Here is a 19,375-nt window from a genome sequence, read left to right as displayed (position 1 = left end):
CGGGAAGAATGGCGGAAGGCCTTCGGAACCATCAACCGATCGGACTGGTTACACTACTCCACTTCGTTCAGATGCCTTGTTTCCGGTTTATGGAGGTTGAAAATGAAAGGGTCATTGGAAAGTCCGGAGACGCAGGAGATGACTCCGGAATATGTCATGGGCCTTGGCAAGGAATGGTTCAAGTTCATGGTCGAAGCGACGCCCGAAGAAGAACTTTTTTCCCTGCCGAAATTCGAGCATCGCCTGGTACAGGAACATCGGGAGGGTCTTCGCGAAGGCCTTCGCGAAGGAGAAATGCGAACCTTGCTTCGTATCATTCAGTGCCGCTTCGGTACTTCCGTACCAGATTGGGTACAAACCCGGCTGCTCCAGGCTGATCTGAAAACCCTGGAACGTTGGACGGAAAATATAGTCAAAGCAAAAAATTTTGATGATATTTTTCAATAGGTTGTACGAGTATTAAAAATTCCGGGATCCCTGGAGAAATTGTAACTATTCAGGTCCCTCTCTGGATTCGGGATTATTGAAAGAAAAAAGGGGTCTGGGGATTGCCCCCAGGGTTTTGATTTTGTTTTTGACTTTGTTTTTTTACGCGCCATTTCACCCGAAGCGAATTTCCGCAAAAACCACGCGGAAATTCGCTTCGGGTGAAATGGCGCAATATAACGAGTATTTTTACTCCCCCCTACCCAACAAAATCCGTCCGAACCGGCCATCGAATCCGGAGATGCGACGGACTTCATTGCGGCGGACCTGGCCGATGGCTGCAGCCAGGTCCCTGCCGGCACGGATGGCGATCTCTTCCAGGGGAATCAAACGCAAAATCTCAAGTTCCGGGCCCAACAGGGTCAGGGTTTGTTCCAAACGCCGCCGGACCCGAAGGCTGTTCACCCCGGTCCCTTCCAATTGCGCCAGGATTTCCACCAAGGGCAACAGCCATTCAAACTGTTCGCGCCTGTTTTCGGCGACAGGACGATCGGCTTGAGCTTCCAGACGGTTGAGGACTCCGAGGGTCAGGGGTTTGCCGCAAACGGGACAGGTGGTTCCCAGAATCCGGGTCCGTTGGGGATCCTGGGAAACGCCGCAACGACGGTGACCATCGTGATGGTATTTCCCCTCCTCGGGAAAAAATTCCAACGTCCCCCACAATCCTCCCTGGCCACGCAGCGCCCGTTGTATTGCCTGATAATCCAACGCGGTATCGAACCCCGTTGCCTCCCGTCCCAGGCGGGCGGGGGCATGGGCATCGGAAAAGGAGACCATTTGCCGGCCATCGAGCCTTGAGATGCGCCGGTTCATGGCAGGATCGGAGGACAATCCTGTTTCCAGGGCGAAAATCTCGGACGAAAGATCACCATAACACTCTTCGATGGAATCGAAGCCGGATCGAGACCCGAACAGGGCATACCATGGGGTCCAGACATGCGCCGGAATCAGCCAGGCCCCCGCTCCCGCTTCAAGGACCATCTCCAATAAATTCCGGCCCGAAAGCGGCAGCATCGGTCGCCCATCCGCATCAAGACGACCGACCCGAGCCAAACGCTTTACCAGACGTTCCATCGTCTGAAAGTCGGGTACCGATACCAGGTGATGAATCCTCCGACCCCGTCCATCCTGACGATAGACAGTAGCCAACTCCACCGTCAATTGAAACCGGACCGCTCCCCCCATCGATCCTGGACGGCAGACGACAGACCGTTGCCATTCCGGTCGCAGACAAAAAAGACCCGGCTGGGCCTCCTTGAGATGGGTATACAATTGGTTGCGCCACTCGGGATGGGTAAAGTCTCCCGTGCCAATGACCGTCAACCCCTTGCGTCCGGCCCACCATGCCAGCCCCTCCAGGTCGCACTCGGCACTAGTGCCACGGGAAAAACGGGAATGAACGTGAAGATCGGCAAAAAAGGTCATCTTGACGCCAGGAACATGATACCCCGCAAAAGAAATAAAAATCTTTACAGAAACTTACAAAAAAAAAGCCCTGGAGTTCCGTCCCAAATCCAGGCGAAAAGGTCCTGTCCCTTCCCGATCATCCTGGTTTGAAAAAAAACGTCCAAGGCTTCGACACGGTCGCTCTTGCCACAACGTTTACATTTCGAACGTCATCAGATCCTCGGCAAGGGTGATTTTTCCGGAGTATTGAATCCGACATTCCTGCTCCCGTTCCGAATCGGCCGCCGGAATGGGAAAGAAATGGGTGGGCATCAGGTGTTTGACTTCCGCCTTGGCGGCAACCAGGCCTGCAAGCCCTGCCGAAAGATGTCCCTCCATCTTGTCCGAGTCCAGGGTGCAGCAATCCAGGATCAACAAATCGGCATGACGCGAACCGTCGATCAATCCCTGATCATAATCGCAATCGCCCGAGAAAACGACGGAACGCCCCCCTTCCTCGAAGCGGTAGGCGACACTCTGCAAGTGTTCCACATGCTTGACCGGAAAGGTCCGGACCACCAGGGTCCCGAAGGTCAACGTCGATTCCACCTCCTGGACTTCAACCGCGAAATGGTCCGGAAGCCGAATCTGGGTCAGAACGATCCGCTCATAATACTCCTTGAGTCCGGGAGGCCCGTAGATGGAGAGTTTTTTGCGCCGACCGGTGCTGCCGATCCGCAGACCATGAATCAGCGGCGTCAGGTCGCTCACATGGTCCGGATGGGTGTGGGTGATGAAGATGGCATCCAGGTTGGTAATCCCTTTTCTGACCCGCACCAAACGCCGCAACGTCCCTGGACCGCAATCGACGAGCAGATTCAACCCGCCGGCCTCCAGATAGTATCCCGCTGAATTGCGTGATGGTGATGGAATTCCCGTCCCGCTGCCCAGTACGATCCCCTTCATAGGTTGCATCCTCCATCCAGACTGAAATCTGTAGAACGATCCCGCGAATCCACGGCGACCGTGAAAAGGTCCGACATCAGCACCGAAGATGAATCAGGCCAAGGCATGGGACAAGGTAAAAAAAATGATCCCGTCGAAAAATGCACGCACCTTCCGAATACGCCGCCATCGTCTTTACCAATGGAAGGCCACGCCACCTTCTTCGACCCCAGTCCCCTAGTCCCCGCCACTGCCCCCCGCGCCGCCACGCAAGCCAAGCCACGCCGCCCCCCGGACACCGCTCGAATCGCCAAACCGGGCCTTGACGAGCCGCGTTTCCACCTGATCGGAAAAGACATATCGGGGCAGATGAGCCGGGACATTCACATACAGGCGATCGATGTTGGAAAGCCCGCCCCCCAGGACGATCACGTCGGGGTCCAGCAGGTTGATCACTACCGCCAATCCGCGGGCCAGACGATCCTCATACTCTTCCATCACCTTCAGGGCAAGGGGATCCCCCGCACCGGCCCGTTCCACGATCGCTTGCGCCGCCAGACGTTTTCCCGCGATCCGTTGATGCTCGTTTTCCAATCCTGGCCCCGAAAGGAAAGTTTCGATACACCCCTTCTTGCCGCAATAGCAGGGTGGGCCTGGTCGTTCGCCATCCCTGGGCCAGGGCAACGGATTGTGTCCCCATTCGCCGGTGATCAGGTTGGGTCCCTGAAGCAGCCGACCTTCGACGGCGATGCCACCACCAACCCCCGTTCCCAGGATGACCCCCATCACCACCCGATGCCCGAACGCCGCCCCATCGACCGCCTCGGACAAAGTGAAGCAATCGGCATCGTTGGCCAGGTGGACCCGGAATCCCAGCATCTCTTCCAGATCGCCCTGAAGATCCTTGCCGATCAGACAGGTGGAATTGGCATTTTTCACCCGTCCGGTACGATGGGAAATCGCTCCGGGAAGTCCGATGCCCACGGGGATGATCGTGGATCGGACTGCCCCGGATGGGGTTCGCCGGGAGACTTCCTGGAGTGCGTCATGGATCAGAGCCACAACCGCCTCCAGAGTCTCACGATAACGCCCCTGGGGTGTCGCCTCGCGCCGGCGATACAGGAATTCCCCGGCATCGCTCAACAGCGCCACCTCGATTTTGCTCCCGCCAAGATCCAAACCAATCCGCATCGTCTCCCCCACACCCCCTCATGACCGATGACGAGGAGGACAAAACATGGCACTATCCCGACAAACCGAGAATTGCAGTCCTGATGAAATTTTCCCTGCCCTTGGCCATCCCACCATGAAAACACGCAAAGCCTGGAAAAAACTGGGGCGCAGAGTCCCCGCCGGAACCAAACCGGCGTCGGTGGAATTCGTGGATGACGTGCCCAGGCATTTGTTCGATTTTGACCAGACCCTCTCCGAGGAAGAATACCTGTTGCAGTTCAGGGATCGTTATCTTGGCCAGAGTGATGCTCTTTCCCAGGGATGGCACGCCCTGGAACACCGTTTGCGCACCTGGACGACCCGGCTGCCGGCCCTGGAAGGGCCCGGAATCGAAGAGGGCTGGCAGGAATTCATCACCGAGCATGAGCGACTCCTGGACTGGGGAATGGAACTTGTCACGCCATTGGAAAAACTTTCCCTGCCACTGCCCCAACCCGACCAGGAGGTGTGGCGACAGGCACGGGAAGCCTGCCGCCAACGACGGCTCGACCTTATTCTACAGGACGAACGCGCCTCCGATCCACCCATCATCCGTCGTCTGGACCAGAATCTGAGAAAGGAAGAGGAGGACCATCCTCATCCCTTCCATCTGATGCCCTACTGGAATTATTTCGGACGAATTTTCAAGGCGCTCGAAACCGCCCATTTCGATCATGAACTGGAAGAGGCGATCCGGATTCGGGAGTTTCATCTGATGTTCGGCGCCCGATTCCAACAGCGACGGTTCACCCTGTTTCTCGGACCGACCAATTCGGGAAAGACCTATCAGGCCCTGCAAAGACTTGCCCAGGCCGCCGATGGCATCTATCTGGCGCCGCTGCGCCTTCTGGCCCTGGAGGTCGCCGAAACCCTCAACAAATGGGGCGTCCCCTGCAACATGGTGACCGGAGAGGAACGGATCCTGGTGGAAGGGGCACGCCATACCGCCAGCACCATCGAAATGCTTCCCCTTCAGGAAACCTGGGAGATGGGTGTCATCGACGAAATCCAGATGCTGGGAGACCCGGAACGAGGATGGGCCTGGACCCAGGCGATCCTCGGAGTCCAGGCGCGGGAGGTCTGTGTCGTTGGCGCCCCCGAGGCGCGGCCCGCCATCGAAAAACTGCTCGGGCTCACCGGGGATCCCTGGAACATCGTCACCCTGGAACGGTTGACGCCGCTGAAAATGCTTCCGCATCCGGTCAAGGAATTCACCGACCTGACCCCGGGGACCGCCCTGATCGCCTTTTCGCGCAAACATGTCCTCGGACTCAAGGAAACCCTCGAACGCAGGACCGGAACCGCCGTCGCCGTCCTGTACGGCGCCCTTCCTCCCGAAGTTCGCCGGCATCAGGCCCAGTTGTTCGCCTCGGGCCGGTGTCCCTTTCTGGTGGCCACCGATGCCATCGGCATGGGACTGAACCTGCCCATCGAAAAACTGCTCTTCGCCGAGGATGCCAAACACATCGACCGGACCGATCACCCCCTGACCCCCATGGAGGTCCGTCAGATCGGCGGTCGCGCGGGACGGTTCGGCAAGAACCAGGTCGGCTGGATCGGAACATTCCGCATTCCCATGAGCCATATCCGCGATGCCTGGGAAAAAAATCCCCCGGAAATCCAAAAGGCCCATCTGGCCCCCAACCTGCAACACCTCCTGGCCATGACCGAAATCAAAGGGGTCGGCGACCGATCGCTGGCCCGCCTGTTTCTGTTGTTTCTCCGCTCGGTCAAGCCCGATCCCCGGGTCTATCTGATGTCGGATCTGGAAGATCAAATCACCCTGGCCCGGATTACCGACCGTTTTCGCGCCCTTCCCCTGGAAACCCGATTTACCCTGTCCGCAGCCCCCGTTCCCCTCAAGTCCACAAGCGCCGTCACCGCCTTCGAACTCATGGTCGAAACGGTCGCCAGAAACAAGAAACGCTTCGTGAAACCGCTGTTGCCCGCCACGGGCCAGGAGGGAGACGAACCCCTCGTCGATCTGGAAAACGCGATGAAAATCGTCAACCTGTACTCATGGCTTCATTTTCGTTTTCCCCGAAACTTTCCGCAACTGCATGAGGCCCAGCTCCTCCGGGAACAACTCAACCAATCCATCAACCGGCAATTGGGCCGATCGCCGCCAACCCCATATACCTGCATGCGCTGCGGTGCCCCACTCGCGAAAAATGCCCGTGGAAAATTTTGTCACAGGTGCCGTCTTCAGGGAAAACAATCCTGGCTGGAACGGCGACATCTTCGGTCCCCATCCCGTCGGCCTTTTTCCTAGACCAGCGACAACCCCCATGCCATCCTTTTTCATCCCTCTTGAGTCTACCGTCACTCTGCCATGAACCCCTGCCCCTTCATCAAATCCTTTCTCCAACACCTGCGCGCCGACATCTATCCGGAACCCTCTGGCGAACCGCATCCGACAATCACGAAACAAATGATCAAACAACTGGCGGAAACGGGAATCATCCTCCCCGGACAAAGAATTCTCGATGCCGGTTGCGGTCATGGACTCGCCCTGGAGGAATTTGCCCGCCACGGCGTCGATGCCCTCGGCATCACCCTCGGTCCCGAAGCGGAACAATGCCGGCAAAGAGGATTGGATGTCCGGGACATGGATGTTTCATTTCTCGAATTCGACACGGCGTTTTTCGACCTGATCTGGTGCCGGCACACCCTGGAACACAGCTTCTCGCCCCTGTTGACCCTGTACGGTTTTTACCGGACACTCAAAAACGACGGGCGACTGTACGTCGAGGTCCCGGCACCCGACACTGCCTGTCATCATGAAAAAAATCCAAATCATTATTCAGTCCTGGGGAAAAGCATGTGGTCAAGCCTGTTTGCGAAATCGGGCTTCATCCTGGAATGGACCGGAGACTTTTCCTTTGAAACCGCAGCCGGATCCGATCTGTACTGGAGTTTCATGCTGCGAAAAAAACAGCACCCCCCGACCTGATCCCATGGAACCAACCGTTCCTCTCCCCGAAGATCCCGCCCAGCCCACCGATGGCCACGGACAACCATTGTACCCATCGGGGCGGGTCATCCACCGTCGTTTTTTCCGCGAACATGTCATTGACATCGTGGACGAAGCGGATGGCATGCGGGCCATGTATTTCATGAGCCGGCTGATCCAGTCACGCATGGACCTGGCTGACCCTCTGCGATTGGTCCTTCCCTATACGCGCCACATGATGACGGCACTTCTTTTCCTCACGGGCGTCAAGGCCCCGCGAATCCTGATGCTCGGCCTTGGCGGCGGATCAATGGTCAAATTCATTCTGCACCACATTCCGGACTGCCGTCTGGATGTCGTCGAGATCGATGCGGCGATGGAACAGACGGCGCGTTCCTTTTTCGGCCTGCCCGAAGATCCGCGCCTCCGCATTCACCAGGCGGACGGCGCCCTCTTTCTGGAGTCCGTCGCCACGGCACGTTTCGACCTGATTCTGGTCGATGCCTTCGATGGTCTGGGGATGGCTCGATCGGTCCATGTCCGACATTTTTTTCTGACGGCAAAAAAATCCCTGTCCGCTTCCGGGATCCTCGCCATCAACATGACCAAATCGGACAGCGTGATCTACAATTCGAGCAGCAAAATATTGAAATCCCTGTTCGGAAATCGCCTGTTGCGTCTTCCGGTACGCATGTCACGCAACGAAATCCTCCTGGGCTTTCCCGGGGACCGACACCAAACCGACTGGACATGGATGGAAAAACAGGCCAAAACATGGGAGGAGAATACCGGACTGGAATATGGCCAGTTCGTTCAGGACATGCGTCGCTCCAGCGCACCATTCTGGAGCCGCGCCATCAACCTTCAACCCGGATTTTTCTGACCAGCATGGGCCGCATTCTTCTTGTCCTCATCCTTCTTTTTTCGGCGATCCTGTTCTTTCACCAACCGATGGAAGAAGGATGGCAATGGGTCATCGAATCCGTCGAATCGCCCGGCAACAGGCCCCCCGACCCCGGTCGTTCCTTTCGCTCCCGCCTGGGCAACTGGCTGACGGGTGGAGGAATCGATGCGATGCAAGGCCGGATCGGATCATTGGAAGAACGGATGACCACCTTGAGCCAGTCGCTCGAAACGCTGCAACCGTTGCGCGGCGAAACCTCGGGGCTGCGCCATCAGGTCGATGCGCTGCAATCGTTGCGCATGGAACTGACCGACTTGCGGCAACGGATCGATACCCTGCGTCACGACGTGGAACAGTCCAATTCCCGGCACGATGCACAAGGACAGGCCCTCCAGGGAATCGTCGATGGCCTAGCAACCGACCTGCCGCAACGCCTCGATACCCTGGAACGACAATGTGTCGCGGAAACTCAGGAAATCCAACGGCTGACCCGCGAGGGATGGCGTATCGAACACGGGACGCATCTTGTCGAAAAACAGGATGAAAACTGGAAATTGACCGACGTATTCTTCAAAAGGAGAACCTATCGTCAGGCGATCACCTTTCAGACCCCTTTTTCAGCCATCCCCCTGGTGCAATTGGGGATGACCTCCCTCGATTTTTCCGTCGATGAAGGAAGGATGCAGGTGTCCGCCGAGGAGATCACCCCCCAGGGCTTCATCCTGGTGGTGGAATCGCAATCCTCGGAACGGATTCGAACCACCGGGCTTCAGTGGACCGCCTTCGGCCATCCCTGATCCAGACCAAGGTGCGAGAGACCTGTATGAAGATCGGCCTGATCGGTCTGGCGACCATGGGACGAAACCTGGCGATCAACATGCTGGAGAAAGGAATCGAGGTCGCGGCATTCGACGTGGACGCCGCATGCCGCAACCACTGTGCCCAGGAACCGGGACTGGCATCGGATTCCTTTGCGCTGCACGAAGACCTGGAGTCTTTCATCGCGGCGCTCAAGCCTCCGCGCCTGGTATTCATCATGATCAAGGCGGGAGATCCGGTGGATCGCCTCCTGGCCCGGGCGATCCCCAGGCTCCTCTCGGGAGATACGATTCTCGATGGCGGCAACAGCCATTTTTCCGATACCCTGCGGCGCTGCCGGGAACTTTCCCGCCAGGGAATCGTTTTCCTGGGGGCGGGAATCTCCGGGGGGGCCCATGGCGCCCGTCACGGACCGGCCATCATGTTGGGCGGAACCAGGGTTCCCCCCACCCTGAAACACATCCTGGAAACCATCTGTGCCCGGTTTGACCAGCATCCCTGCCTGTTCCATACCCCGGAGGTCGCGGGGGGGCATTTCGTCAAAATGATCCATAACGGCATCGAATATGCCGACATGCAACTCCTTGCCGAGGCCCAATCACTGCTGGAACACCTCCTCGGCCTGGACATTCCGGAACAGGCCGAGGTTTTTCATGGCTGGGGCCAGGGAGAATTGGCCGGTTATCTGACCACCATCACTGCCCGAATCCTCGAAAGAATCGATGGCGAAACGGGTCGGCCCGCCCTGGAATTGATTCACGATGCGGTAGACCACAAGGGAACGGGCCTTTGGACGGCCCAGATCGCCCTGGAACTTGGCGTCAGCACCCCCAATCTACTCCAGGGGGTCGATGCGCGACTGCTTTCCCGCATGGAACCGACGCGACGATCGATGCGTCAAGCCTGGCCCAATCACTCCGGAAAGGTCTCCGCCGACGAAAAGCGACAGCTCATCCCGGCCCTGGCCGAGGCCCTTCTCGCCGCCCGGATCACCGTCTTCGCCCAGGGATTCGCCCTTGTCGATGCCGCCAACCGCCAGTTCGATTGGAACCTCGACAAAAAAGAGATCGCCGCCTGTTGGCGCAAGGGATGTATCCTTCAGGGGGCCATGCCGGAACGGATCCACAATGCCCTTGCCGCCGCTCCCGACCCGGTCCATCTGCTGCTCGATGCCGACCTGGGATCGCGGGCGGCCCAGGGGTTCAAACTGGGTCGCCCGGTTTTGGCGGCGGCGATGAATCGAGAACTTCCGGTACCGGGACTCCTTGCGGCACTGTCCTTTTTCGATGCCCTGCGCCAGGCGCCACTATGGACCCGGGTGGTCGCGGCGCAACGCGACTTCTTCGGTGCCCATGGATTCCAACGCACCGACCGTCCACAACGCGATTCATGGGTATGGTCCTGACGCAATTCACCAAAGATGGGGTGGAGCGCGGCCATTATGGAAAACGTCAATCGTGACGATCACCGCCGCTTCCAAGTTTCGGAACTCGCGAAATTTTCCCCCTTGTAAGCCCACGGTCCCTTCAAGCTGCCATCGGGTGCCGCCTTGAGGATCAGGATTGCCGGGGTCCCTTCGGAAATATAGGCGACACTGAACACCGGGCCATCCACCAACCCGACCCCTTGCACGGTCGATTCATTGTCCTGATATTGAACCGAATAGACCTCCCCGGATTTGGTGACCATGGCCACCCCCTGATAGTCGTCCTTGCTGACTGCCTCCTTGCCATGGACATCGTAGGTTCCCGACATGTCTCCCAAAGGTTTTACCGCGGCAGGAGCGGCAGCCGGAGTCTGGGTCGATGACGCAGCCGGAGGGGCTGCGGGGATGGCGGGAGATGGAACCTCCGCGGGAGCAGCCGGGACGACAGGAGCCGATGCCGCCGGAGCGGCTGAAGCTGGAGCTGCCGGGGCCGATGCCGCCGGCGCCGTTGCATCGGCGGCATCGAGAATGGCCACGTGTCCCGCCAGCAAAAACGCAAGCGCCACGGTCATGATCTTTTGTTTTTTCATTATCTTCTCCTCGACGGTGTCTGGAATTTCACATCATTTCAACCGTGAGGACTTTAGCACATTTAAAACAGCCTCCGCCAACCCCAGCCCAACGATCGCTCACGATATCGCCGTCAGGCGACTCCGGAGACCCCGGGAAGATCAATGGGCCGGGAACAGGGGCATTCGCGAAAGACCTGACGGTCGCAGCCATCACAGGCAGAGGCCTCGAGTCGGGAAAAAACGGCATGGATCGCGTCGTTTTTCGCCTTGTGAAGGTGATCCACGCCGATCGTGTCCAGGTATCCGCCACGCTCCAACAAGGTTCTGGGCTGTTTTTTCAACCGCACCAGGGAAAGGCTTCCGCCACTCCTGCGCCGTTTTTCCGCTTCGGCGGCCAGGAAATCGGCTCCGGCCAAATCAATGAAATTGATGCCCGAGGCGATCAGGACAAGATGGGTATGGACCGGGGCAAGGCGATCGACACGCCCCTGAATGGCGGGAATGGCGGCAAAAAACAGGGAGCCATCGATACGGAGAATACGGACATGAGGGCATTCGGACCGGATATCGGCGGAGATGAAACGGCGGCGGGGATGCGTTGGATCGGGGACCCGGGAGATGACCTGGGGGTTGGAGGTTCTGGACAGATACAGTCCCAGGGAAAGCATGACGCCAAACAGAATGGCTGTCTCCAGATTGAAAAAGAGCGTTCCCGCGAAGGTGGCGGCCATGATCAGGGTTTCGGAACGGCTGGACCGGGCGACCTGATGGATATGGTGCCAGTCGATGAGTCCCCAGGCCACCAGCAGCAACACACCCGCCATGGCGGCATGGGGAATGTAGGCGACCAGAGGGGCCACCATGCTCACCAGGCCAATGAGCATCACCCCGGAACTCATGGCGGCCAGAGGGGTTCTGGCGCCGCACTCGTAATTGAGTCCGCTGCGGTTGAAGGAACCGGTGGCGACATAGGAAGAAAAGAAACTGCCCACCAGGTTGGAAAGACCCTGGGCGATGAACTCCTGATTGGAATGAATGGTCTGACCGCTGCGCAGGGCCATGGCGCGAGCGATGGAAATGGCCTCGGTCAGGGCCAGCAATGTCACCGCGATCACCCCCGGGGCCAGGGTTCGGATCGTCTCCAGGGAAAAATCGGGAAACGACAACGGAGGCAGCGAAGCGGAAAGGGAACCGATGCGTTCAACCCCCGCCCCACCCGACATCACCCGGTCCAACAGCGTCGCCACCAACGTTCCACCGACCAGGGCGACGATCATGTAAGGAATCCTCGGCAAAAATCCGCGACACAGGATCCCCGCCATCAAAGTGGACATGCCAACCGCCAGGATCGGCATTTTCGTATCGCCGATATGCCGCAAAATCTCCGACAGGATATGGAAAAATTCACCGCCCCTCTCCAGATGAATGCCCAACAGGTTTCCCAATTGGCTGGTCGCGATCAAAAGCGCCGCACCGGAAGTGAATCCGATCACCACCGAATGGGAAATGAAATTGACCAGTGTCCCCATGCGTGCCACACCGAGCGCAAGCTGGGCAAGACCGACCAGAAAGGTCATGGTCAAGGCCAACTGGACATAAGGGACGCTTCCCGGTTCGGCATGGACACTCAGGAGCGAATACAGAACGATCGATGCCGCCGTCGTCGGACCCGACACCAGATGCCAGGAAGAGCCGAAAAAAGCGGCCACGATCGCCGGAATCATCCCGGCATAAAGCCCATAGACCGGGGGCATGCCGGCAATGGTGGCAAAAGCGACGCCCTGTGGAATGACCACGATGGCGCCGGTCAAACCTGCCATCAGATCGGAGCGCAACGCCGCCGGAGTGACCCGGTGCCACCAGAGCAGGGGCGGAACGAAAATACGCCAGGAAAATCCTGTTTCTCCAACGATGGATCCGGACATGATGCGACATTCTCCCGCTCGACAAGTGAAATAGGCGCCGGGAAGAATAGCCGTTTCATGGTTATGTCCTGATGATTTCCTGATTAATGGTCCGTTAATCCAAAAAAAAGTTTGACCGTGGTTCCTTGATCCCGACCGCTCGCAATCCGCAGGGTCCAACCATAACGCTCGCAAATCCGCCGGACGAGCGTCAGACCAATCCCCGCCCCCTTGGTCCGGGACACGGTCTGCCAGGAAGGATAAAACGGCGAACGCCCCTGGCGCGGATCCATGCCGCACCCACTGTCGCGAATCGTCAGGGACAATCCTTTGTGAATGATTTCCACGGTTCCCGATTCTGTATAAGTGAAGGCATTGCGGATGAGATTGGCGACAAGAATGAACACCAATCCCCGGTCGGCATACACCTGGACGGAGGAATCGGTAACGAAACTCAATTCGATGGGCTTGCCACCGAGAAGAAACCGATGTTTCGCGACCGCTTCCTCGATGATCTCGGCAACACCGATCTTTTCAGCGCTGTCAGGCAGGTTTTGTTCCCGCGACATCAGCAGAAGGGCGTTGCCCATTTCTCCCATATCCCGAGCCGCCCGATCGATGCGCTCGACCCGGCGCCGCTGTTTCTCGCTCAAGGATTCGTCGGCCAGGAGAATTTCCGCTGCGTTGAGAATCACCGAAAGAGAGGTCCGCAACTCATGACTCAGATCGGCGGTAAACGCCCGCTCCCGTTCGGCGAACAGATGGATGGTCCCCAGATGGGCATCGAAGGCACGCGCCAGTTCCCCGACCTCGTCGTGGGAAAAATCGTCGGCCAGTTCAAGGACCCAGACATCGGTCCGGCGGTTGCGGATCCGGTTGGCGAGTTCCGTGACGGGTGCGATGATGACGCCAACCAGCCATACCCCTCCCAGGGCTGCGATCAGTCCGACGATGACGATGCTACCCAGAATGAACAGAATGGATCGTTGTTCCCGTTTTTGTTGCAAAGTGGTGTCGTAGAGGAAAAAATACCGTTCCCCCAGATGATCCACCACCGCCACCCGATAGGTCAGACGACCGACCGTCAGGTCATGCCGTCCGGGAGGAAGGGAATCCAGATAATTGGGCATATCCGTCACGGAAGCCCCCTTGGTCCGGACATAACCATGGAGGATGACCGTTTTGGGCGGCAGGGAATGGGGATTGCGTTCGCGCCGGGAAAAATAGTCGTCCAGTTCGGCGCTCAGGGTTTCATCGATCAGACGCTGGCTGAGGTCGTGGGTCGCCCAGAGCTGAAAGCCCCCCATCAGCAGACACACGATCGCCCCCGACACGGCAAAGGCCAGGGCAACCCGAAAGCGCAGATTATAGCGGGGACGCATCGGTCTGGGCCAGACGGTAACCGATACTGCGTTGCGTATGGAGAAGAACCGGACAATCGGGCCGGTCGATGGCCGTTCTCAGGGTATGCATGTGAACCCGAAGGGAATTGCTGTCGGGTGGGGAATCCCCCCATACGGCCTGTTCGATGTCCCGGCGCAGGACGACGGCGGGCGAGCGATGCATGAGCAATTCCAGAATGCGCAAAGGGATGGCCTGGAGCACCAGGCGCCGACCACCACGAAAAACCTCCAGGGTCTCCTGGTTGAACTCCAGATCCGCCACCCGTAAAATGCGTTCCTGCCGTTGTCCTTGTGCCCGTTTCGTCAAGGCATGGATGCGCAATTCGAGTTCCTTGAGTTCAAAGGGTTTCACCAGATAGTCATCCGTGCCGCCGGTGAAGCCGGCAATCTTGTCTTCCAGGGTATTGCGCGCCGTCAGCATGATCATCGGCGTACTTTTCAGGGCTTCGCGACGCAGTTTATGGCACAACGTCAGGCCATCCATGCCCGGCAACATCAGATCCAGCACGATCACATCATAGGGATTGACCACCGCCAGATGCAGACCGGTGACACCATCCAGGGCACAATCCACCGTGTGGCCCCGATCCTCGAAATAATCGCACAGATTGGCCGCCAGGTCGGCATGATCCTCAATGAAAAGAATACGCAGCGTCTGGTTCATGAATCACGATGCCCTTCGGATGCAACATCACACTCCCTGGAGCAGTCCCCGATCCCCATTTTTCTTTTGATCCTGGTCAACCGCGTTCATCCCATTGCCTCCGTCCTCCGGTTATGGTTAATAGGATGGACGATTCTCCCTTTCGAGACAAGGATCAGGATCCATGAATCCGGAATGGTTCAAACGATCGTCGCTCACCTTTCGCGAAAGCGCCTGGATCCTTTTGGGCATCGATCCCGACGACACGGGGGCGGAAAACCGGAAAAATCCGACCACGCCACTCCGGCCCGGAAGCGTGTCCGACGGCGTCGAACGGCATTTTAGCCCTTATCTGGAACACCTTGATCTTTTGTTCCGTGCGGTCGCCCGGGGAAACCTGCCGCTCACCCGCGAACCCTGGAACCGTTTTCCCCATTGTTTTGTCCGCATCCACCACCTGGCCTCATGGGCGCTTGAAAAGACACCGAACAGCCCGGTACGCTGGTCGGATCACGGAATCGTTCCCGAACCCCTGCCCCCGCCTCCGCGGGATTGGATCGGTTGGCCGGAGGAACATCCGCTCCTGACCCGGATGCGGCAGCAGCTGGTGGACCGGGCCGCGATCCGGAAGCTTTCCCCCTTGATGAAGGATGAAATGACCCGGCTCCTTCAATGGGCGTCCACCCAAGAAACCGGAACCCAACTGCCGGCGATGGAGGTCATCAAGGACACGCTGCGTCCCTTGTACAAAACGCTGCGCAATCTGCCGGTACTCGATGTCTGACACGCGATGGGGTGGACGGCGATCTTCCCAAGAATGCCCACCCGCGCTTGTCCTTTTCAGGAGATGTACCATGAATTTCCGTTTCACATCCGCCAACGCCCTCCAGGCCATTGTCGGGGCCATGGTCAACCAACAGATGTCCGGTCGGCCCCGTTCCTACCTTCTCGAAAAGGTCGGCAAGGGATTGCGCGGCAATGACGCCTTGAAACCCGAAGACCTGAGCGCCGCGGTCAACAAAGCGGTGGAAGCGGGAGTCATCAGCGTCGAAGAGGCGCAAACCTATTTTCCCGGGTGGGAAGAACATCTGTTGCCGGAGGGGGAGGCCAATTCCTGAAGAAAGCCCCATCGTAAACCACCCGTCGCGCCATTCACCTGGGAATCAGGAACGCCCCGTCCCCCGTCCGCGAAGAAAAGGGATCCTTCCCGATGACACGATGCGACCGGCAACGGGACGACAACGGTTGGAGACCTCCTGAAAGATGGCGAGGAACCGGTTTTCCCGTTTTTCCTGGGGATGAAACAACCCTTCTGTATTATTGCGGGCTGGCGGCACGGCGACCACCGGTCCGACCGGCTCGACAATGCGCAAATCCGTCTCCTCTTCGCTGCAATCTCCCGTTTTGTCAGCGGCATCGGGGTAAAGATGTTGAAGGATACGATACCGCGACACCGTGAAAATTCAGGATGCAGATCTCGGACCAGCTCATCCACCCCAATCGAAGAGGGCGACAAGTTCGACGTGCGCGGTGTGCGGAAAAAGATCCAACGGTTCGACCCGACGCAGATGCCCCCCGAAATGACACAGCACTGCCGCATCACGGCTGAAGGTCGCCGGATCGCAGGAGACATAGACCAGACGTTTCGGGATGAATTGTCCGATTCGACGACATAGTTCCACCGCGCCATCCCGCGGTGGATCGAGCAGGATCAACTCGGGAACCGGCCCCGCCCCGAGGGAATCGATCCGGGAGGCTGAAAAAAGATCGCCATGGAGTCGCTCGATCTTTGCAAATCCTGCCCGATGGCCATTGAGCCGCAGGCGGTCCAAAGAGGATCGGTTACCCTCCACGGCCAATACCGTCTGGTAACGTCGGGCCAGGGGAAGGGTAAAATTGCCAATACCGGAAAAAAGATCCCATGCCCTTTGCCCCTCCCCGACCATCTCCATGGCCCTGGCCACCAGATTGACGTTGCCCGCGCCATTGACCTGAATGAAATCGACCGGAAGAAACTTCAGGGACATCCCTTCGAGCACGTATTCCAGGCTCCCTTCCTGATACAGGGAAACAAGTCGTTCCTTGCGTCCCTGCTGAAGATCGAATCGCGCCAACCCCTGCTCCCGGGCAAAAGCCAGACAGTGTTGTCGGTCCCGTGGCGACAAGGGTTCGATGAGGTGCATCACCAATCCGACGCCGCGGTCACCCGACATGACATCGATCTGGGGCACCCGGTCGCGGACCGAAAGGGATTGGACCAAGGCACGCAATGGCGCGATCAAATGATTGATTTCGGGGCGCAGAACCGGACAATGGTCCAGGTCGATCACCCGATGCGAACCTGCCTGATGAAAGCCAAACAGCAACCGGTCACGGACCCGGCGTATCTTGAAACCCGCCTTGCGGCGATAGTTCCAGGGGGGAGAGACCTCCGCCATCGGAGTGATGGCTGGGAGGGGAGCGAAATGGCCAATCCGCAGAAGACTTTCAGCGACGATGTCCTTTTTGAACGCGCGCTGGTACTCGATATCGAGCTGTTGCAGCTGACAACCACCGCATTTTTCAAGACTTGAAGCAAAATGGAGGCAGAGTGGGGAAACCCGTCCCGGTCCCGGTTGCACAACTTCGACGATCTCGGCGGTGGCATGGTGGTGGCGCCGTCCCGTGATGCGCACCCTCAGCCGGTCCCCCGGTACCGCTCCGGGGATGAATACCGCCATCCCCGCCGACCGGGCCAGTCCGCGACCGCCGGTCACCAATTTTTCAACCTCCAGATCAAGCCGTTCCATGGCATCGCCAGACATCAAACCGTCATCCCTTCTGGTTCATGCGAACCTTCCATCGACCCAACGCACAGGTCCGGGACAGGCAAGCAAAGCCCATCCCGGACCACGTACACATTGGGTCGTGGCCCCATCCCCTATTCCTTGGAGATGATTTCCACCCGGCGATTCACGGCCCGTTCCCGGGCATTGGTGTTTTTGTTGGTCGGACGGTGTTCCCCAAACGCGGAGACGGACATCCGCCCTTTGGACAGCCCCAGCCGGAGCAACGATTTGCGCACCGACTCTGCCCGCCGCAAGGAAAGTTTATCGTTGTAGGGAACGGAACCGACGCTATCGGCATGTCCCTGAATGTCGATCCGAAGGTCGGGATATTTGCCCATGGCCTCCTTCACCTTTTTCAGTTCATCCTTGTACTTTTTCTGGACGTCCGCCTTGTCGAAGCGGAACAGGATCTTGCCGATGATCCAACATCCCTGGGCATTGACCACCACTCCCGCCGGAGTATTGGGGCAACGATCATCCTCGCGCCGCACCCCGTCGCCATCGGGATCGGGATCGCAGCCGTTGGCATCGACGATCGTCCCGCGAGGCGTCCCCGGACAACGATCCCTGGAGTCGGGAATTCCGTCACCGTCCGAATCAGGATCGACCACCACCGGAGTCGCCGCCGCGACCGGTACCTGTGGCACGGGAGCGGCAACCGGATCTCCCGGCGCAAAATAGACCTGCGTCCCCGCCCGCCCGATCATGTAGTTTCCCCGGTGCGGATGCCATTGCAGCCAACCATCCGCCTTCCACGGAATCGATACTTCCGCGGCACCGGGTTCACCCACCCCAAGGAACAGACCCGACAGGGACAGCACCATCCCCAAACGACGCCATTTGGTTTGCATTTTGACCTCCATTGATCACGTATATCTTGCAATAGAAATAATAAATGATGTTTTTATCGTCAATCCTTCCCTACGGCCCAAGAGGGAAAAAACGACCCCGTGTCCAGCTTTCATTATCAATTTACCCTTGATTCAGGCCAGGATACCATGACCAAGCAGTCAGCGACAGAAGAATCGCACCCCGGGACGGCAAGATTCCTCCATTTCCCCTGAAAGGGTTTCCTGTAGAATAAAAATCGTTCTTCATTCAGATGGAATCTTCCAGTTTCCGCGGAAGATCAATGTTTCCCGATCGATCGAAAGGGACATCCTCGGTCCAGGGACGATCAACCCGGATTGTTCCCCGGATGTGGTAGGGAAGTTCCTTGTGGTCGTTCTTGAAAAATTTGATCAGTTCCTTGCACGCCCCCGCCAGGGCTGTTCGGGCGGTGGCGTCGATTTCGGTTCCCTCATTTTTTTTCAGGATCATCGGCTTTTGGAAATGGATCGCCGAAAATTCAAGATTGCCCACCTTGAGAGTCGCTTGCAGGGCTGCCAAGGGAAAGTCATCGGCGCCGGGATTGAAGACCTTGAGTCTGACGCGGAAAACCTGGTGGGAAAAGGAAATCTTTTCCGGTTTGATATCGAGAAGTGCGACCTCGAGTTTTCCCGGAAACGAAAGCCTGGGCGTCGTGCATGCCGCAAGAACGAAGAGCAGAATCGTGAGGACCAGGACAGTGCCATTTCCAAACGATGGGCAAGAGGCGCGTTTGAAACGCGGGCCTTGATGGCATTTCAACCAGGGAACATCTTCCTGGCGAGGGTTGACCTTAACCACCCTTTCAAGCGTGTTAAGACCGTGGTGCGCCAGGATTTCGTGGGCGAGGGTTCGGCGAACTTCGATGGGCGAAGACATAAGGGCTGCGTTGAGAACAATTCTTCCAGTTTTTGGGAAGTAGGCTCCCATGGCTCTTTGGTGGAGATGGACGGGATCGAACCGACGACCTCCTGCTTGCAAAGCAGGCGCTCTCCCAATTGAGCTACATCCCCATAAGGACCTTTCA

Annotated in this window: 19 protein-coding genes and 1 tRNA gene; 8 read left to right on the top strand and 12 right to left on the bottom strand. The window is 58.0% G+C overall.

What is annotated here, in order from left to right:
- The first annotated feature begins 102 nt into the window (after window positions 1-102).
- Window positions 103-447, top strand: a complete 345-nt coding sequence (locus HQL76_09455; GenBank protein ID MBF0109390.1) for a hypothetical protein — start codon at window positions 103-105, stop codon at window positions 445-447.
- 228 nt (window positions 448-675) lie between these two features.
- On the opposite strand, the gene HQL76_09450 is transcribed toward HQL76_09455, so the two are convergent.
- The 3 genes from HQL76_09450 to HQL76_09440 form a co-directional block, all read right to left on the bottom strand.
- Window positions 676-1,911: a hypothetical protein gene (locus tag HQL76_09450; protein MBF0109389.1), complete on the bottom strand. Its 1,236-nt coding sequence runs from the start codon at window positions 1,909-1,911 to the stop codon at window positions 676-678.
- Window positions 1,912-2,088: 177 nt separating this feature from the next.
- Window positions 2,089-2,838: a ribonuclease Z gene (locus HQL76_09445; GenBank protein MBF0109388.1), complete on the bottom strand. Its 750-nt coding sequence runs from the start codon at window positions 2,836-2,838 to the stop codon at window positions 2,089-2,091.
- 216 nt (window positions 2,839-3,054) lie between these two features.
- Complete coding sequence (locus tag HQL76_09440) at window positions 3,055-4,008, bottom strand: ROK family protein (protein ID MBF0109387.1); 954 nt, start codon at window positions 4,006-4,008, stop codon at window positions 3,055-3,057.
- Between the two features lie 46 nt (window positions 4,009-4,054).
- Here HQL76_09440 and HQL76_09435 point away from each other — a divergent pair, with 46 nt between their 5' ends.
- Genes HQL76_09435 through gndA form a run of 5 tightly spaced genes read left to right on the top strand, consistent with a single transcriptional unit; the run spans window position 4,055 to window position 10,110 of the window.
- The gene (locus tag HQL76_09435; protein ID MBF0109386.1) at window positions 4,055-6,301 is read left to right on the top strand and encodes a hypothetical protein; all 2,247 of its coding nucleotides are present in this window, start codon (window positions 4,055-4,057) and stop codon (window positions 6,299-6,301) included.
- A 60-nt stretch (window positions 6,302-6,361) separates the two neighbouring features.
- Window positions 6,362-6,982, top strand: a complete 621-nt coding sequence (locus HQL76_09430; GenBank protein ID MBF0109385.1) for a class I SAM-dependent methyltransferase — start codon at window positions 6,362-6,364, stop codon at window positions 6,980-6,982.
- 4 nt (window positions 6,983-6,986) lie between these two features.
- Window positions 6,987-7,865, top strand: coding sequence for a fused MFS/spermidine synthase (locus HQL76_09425; protein MBF0109384.1), 879 nt, complete (start codon window positions 6,987-6,989; stop codon window positions 7,863-7,865).
- Window positions 7,866-7,870: 5 nt separating this feature from the next.
- Window positions 7,871-8,683, top strand: coding sequence for a hypothetical protein (locus tag HQL76_09420; GenBank protein ID MBF0109383.1), 813 nt, complete (start codon window positions 7,871-7,873; stop codon window positions 8,681-8,683).
- 26 nt (window positions 8,684-8,709) lie between these two features.
- Complete coding sequence (gene gndA, locus HQL76_09415; protein MBF0109382.1) at window positions 8,710-10,110, top strand: NADP-dependent phosphogluconate dehydrogenase; 1,401 nt, start codon at window positions 8,710-8,712, stop codon at window positions 10,108-10,110.
- 59 nt (window positions 10,111-10,169) lie between these two features.
- Here gndA and HQL76_09410 read toward each other — a convergent pair whose 3' ends face one another.
- The 4 genes from HQL76_09410 to HQL76_09395 all read right to left on the bottom strand — a co-directional run bounded on the left by HQL76_09410 (window position 10,170) and on the right by HQL76_09395 (window position 14,662).
- A complete protein-coding gene (locus HQL76_09410; GenBank protein ID MBF0109381.1) occupies window positions 10,170-10,721 on the bottom strand; it encodes a hypothetical protein in 552 nt (183 codons plus the stop codon).
- A gap of 113 nt (window positions 10,722-10,834) precedes the next feature.
- A complete protein-coding gene (locus HQL76_09405; GenBank protein ID MBF0109380.1) occupies window positions 10,835-12,628 on the bottom strand; it encodes a SulP family inorganic anion transporter in 1,794 nt (597 codons plus the stop codon).
- A gap of 83 nt (window positions 12,629-12,711) precedes the next feature.
- Complete coding sequence (locus HQL76_09400; protein MBF0109379.1) at window positions 12,712-13,989, bottom strand: HAMP domain-containing histidine kinase; 1,278 nt, start codon at window positions 13,987-13,989, stop codon at window positions 12,712-12,714.
- Complete coding sequence (locus tag HQL76_09395) at window positions 13,973-14,662, bottom strand: response regulator transcription factor (GenBank protein MBF0109378.1); 690 nt, start codon at window positions 14,660-14,662, stop codon at window positions 13,973-13,975. The genes HQL76_09400 and HQL76_09395 overlap by 17 nt, the downstream gene beginning before the upstream one ends.
- 175 nt (window positions 14,663-14,837) lie before the next feature.
- On the opposite strand from HQL76_09395, the gene HQL76_09390 reads away from it, so the two are divergent.
- Both HQL76_09390 and HQL76_09385 read left to right on the top strand, forming a co-directional pair.
- Window positions 14,838-15,437, top strand: a complete 600-nt coding sequence (locus HQL76_09390) for a hypothetical protein (GenBank protein MBF0109377.1) — start codon at window positions 14,838-14,840, stop codon at window positions 15,435-15,437.
- Window positions 15,438-15,507: 70 nt separating this feature from the next.
- Window positions 15,508-15,771 carry a hypothetical protein gene (locus HQL76_09385; protein MBF0109376.1) on the top strand — a complete coding sequence of 88 codons (264 nt, stop codon included), beginning with the start codon at window positions 15,508-15,510 and terminating at the stop codon, window positions 15,769-15,771.
- A 45-nt stretch (window positions 15,772-15,816) separates the two neighbouring features.
- Here HQL76_09385 and HQL76_09380 read toward each other — a convergent pair whose 3' ends face one another.
- The 5 genes from HQL76_09380 to HQL76_09360 all read right to left on the bottom strand — a co-directional run bounded on the left by HQL76_09380 (window position 15,817) and on the right by HQL76_09360 (window position 19,361).
- Entirely contained in the window at window positions 15,817-16,026 is a 210-nt protein-coding gene (locus HQL76_09380; GenBank protein MBF0109375.1) for a hypothetical protein, read from the bottom strand.
- Window positions 16,027-16,140: 114 nt separating this feature from the next.
- A complete protein-coding gene (gene rlmD / locus HQL76_09375; protein MBF0109374.1) occupies window positions 16,141-17,457 on the bottom strand; it encodes a 23S rRNA (uracil(1939)-C(5))-methyltransferase RlmD in 1,317 nt (438 codons plus the stop codon).
- Between the two features lie 116 nt (window positions 17,458-17,573).
- Window positions 17,574-18,332: an OmpA family protein gene (locus tag HQL76_09370; GenBank protein MBF0109373.1), complete on the bottom strand. Its 759-nt coding sequence runs from the start codon at window positions 18,330-18,332 to the stop codon at window positions 17,574-17,576.
- Window positions 18,333-18,579: 247 nt separating this feature from the next.
- Window positions 18,580-19,110 carry an LEA type 2 family protein gene (locus tag HQL76_09365; GenBank protein ID MBF0109372.1) on the bottom strand — a complete coding sequence of 177 codons (531 nt, stop codon included), beginning with the start codon at window positions 19,108-19,110 and terminating at the stop codon, window positions 18,580-18,582.
- A gap of 175 nt (window positions 19,111-19,285) precedes the next feature.
- Window positions 19,286-19,361 (bottom strand) — tRNA-Ala (locus tag HQL76_09360).
- Window positions 19,362-19,375 lie beyond the last annotated feature (14 nt).

The organism is Magnetococcales bacterium, assembly GCA_015228815.1.
Classification (GTDB): Bacteria; Pseudomonadota; Magnetococcia; order Magnetococcales; family UBA8363; genus UBA8363.
Note: the sequence above shows the minus strand (reverse complement) of the source record. Positions and strands in the feature narration are given on the sequence as shown.

Bases quoted from the DNA above. Each gene is read 5' to 3' on its own strand.
- HQL76_09455 (MBF0109390.1), top strand. From the start codon at position 103: ATGAAAGGGTCATTGGAAAGTCCGGAGACGCAGGAGATGACTCCGGAA.
- HQL76_09450 (MBF0109389.1), bottom strand. From the start codon at position 1,911: ATGACCTTTTTTGCCGATCTTCACGTTCATTCCCGTTTTTCCCGTGGC.
- HQL76_09445 (MBF0109388.1), bottom strand. From the start codon at position 2,838: ATGAAGGGGATCGTACTGGGCAGCGGGACGGGAATTCCATCACCATCA.
- HQL76_09440 (MBF0109387.1), bottom strand. From the start codon at position 4,008: ATGCGGATTGGTTTGGATCTTGGCGGGAGCAAAATCGAGGTGGCGCTG.
- HQL76_09435 (MBF0109386.1), top strand. From the start codon at position 4,055: ATGGCACTATCCCGACAAACCGAGAATTGCAGTCCTGATGAAATTTTC.
- HQL76_09430 (MBF0109385.1), top strand. From the start codon at position 6,362: ATGAACCCCTGCCCCTTCATCAAATCCTTTCTCCAACACCTGCGCGCC.
- HQL76_09425 (MBF0109384.1), top strand. From the start codon at position 6,987: ATGGAACCAACCGTTCCTCTCCCCGAAGATCCCGCCCAGCCCACCGAT.
- HQL76_09420 (MBF0109383.1), top strand. From the start codon at position 7,871: ATGGGCCGCATTCTTCTTGTCCTCATCCTTCTTTTTTCGGCGATCCTG.
- gndA (MBF0109382.1), top strand. From the start codon at position 8,710: ATGAAGATCGGCCTGATCGGTCTGGCGACCATGGGACGAAACCTGGCG.
- HQL76_09410 (MBF0109381.1), bottom strand. From the start codon at position 10,721: ATGAAAAAACAAAAGATCATGACCGTGGCGCTTGCGTTTTTGCTGGCG.
- HQL76_09405 (MBF0109380.1), bottom strand. From the start codon at position 12,628: ATGTCCGGATCCATCGTTGGAGAAACAGGATTTTCCTGGCGTATTTTC.
- HQL76_09400 (MBF0109379.1), bottom strand. From the start codon at position 13,989: ATGCGTCCCCGCTATAATCTGCGCTTTCGGGTTGCCCTGGCCTTTGCC.
- HQL76_09390 (MBF0109377.1), top strand. From the start codon at position 14,838: ATGAATCCGGAATGGTTCAAACGATCGTCGCTCACCTTTCGCGAAAGC.
- HQL76_09385 (MBF0109376.1), top strand. From the start codon at position 15,508: ATGAATTTCCGTTTCACATCCGCCAACGCCCTCCAGGCCATTGTCGGG.
- rlmD (MBF0109374.1), bottom strand. From the start codon at position 17,457: ATGTCTGGCGATGCCATGGAACGGCTTGATCTGGAGGTTGAAAAATTG.
- HQL76_09370 (MBF0109373.1), bottom strand. From the start codon at position 18,332: ATGCAAACCAAATGGCGTCGTTTGGGGATGGTGCTGTCCCTGTCGGGT.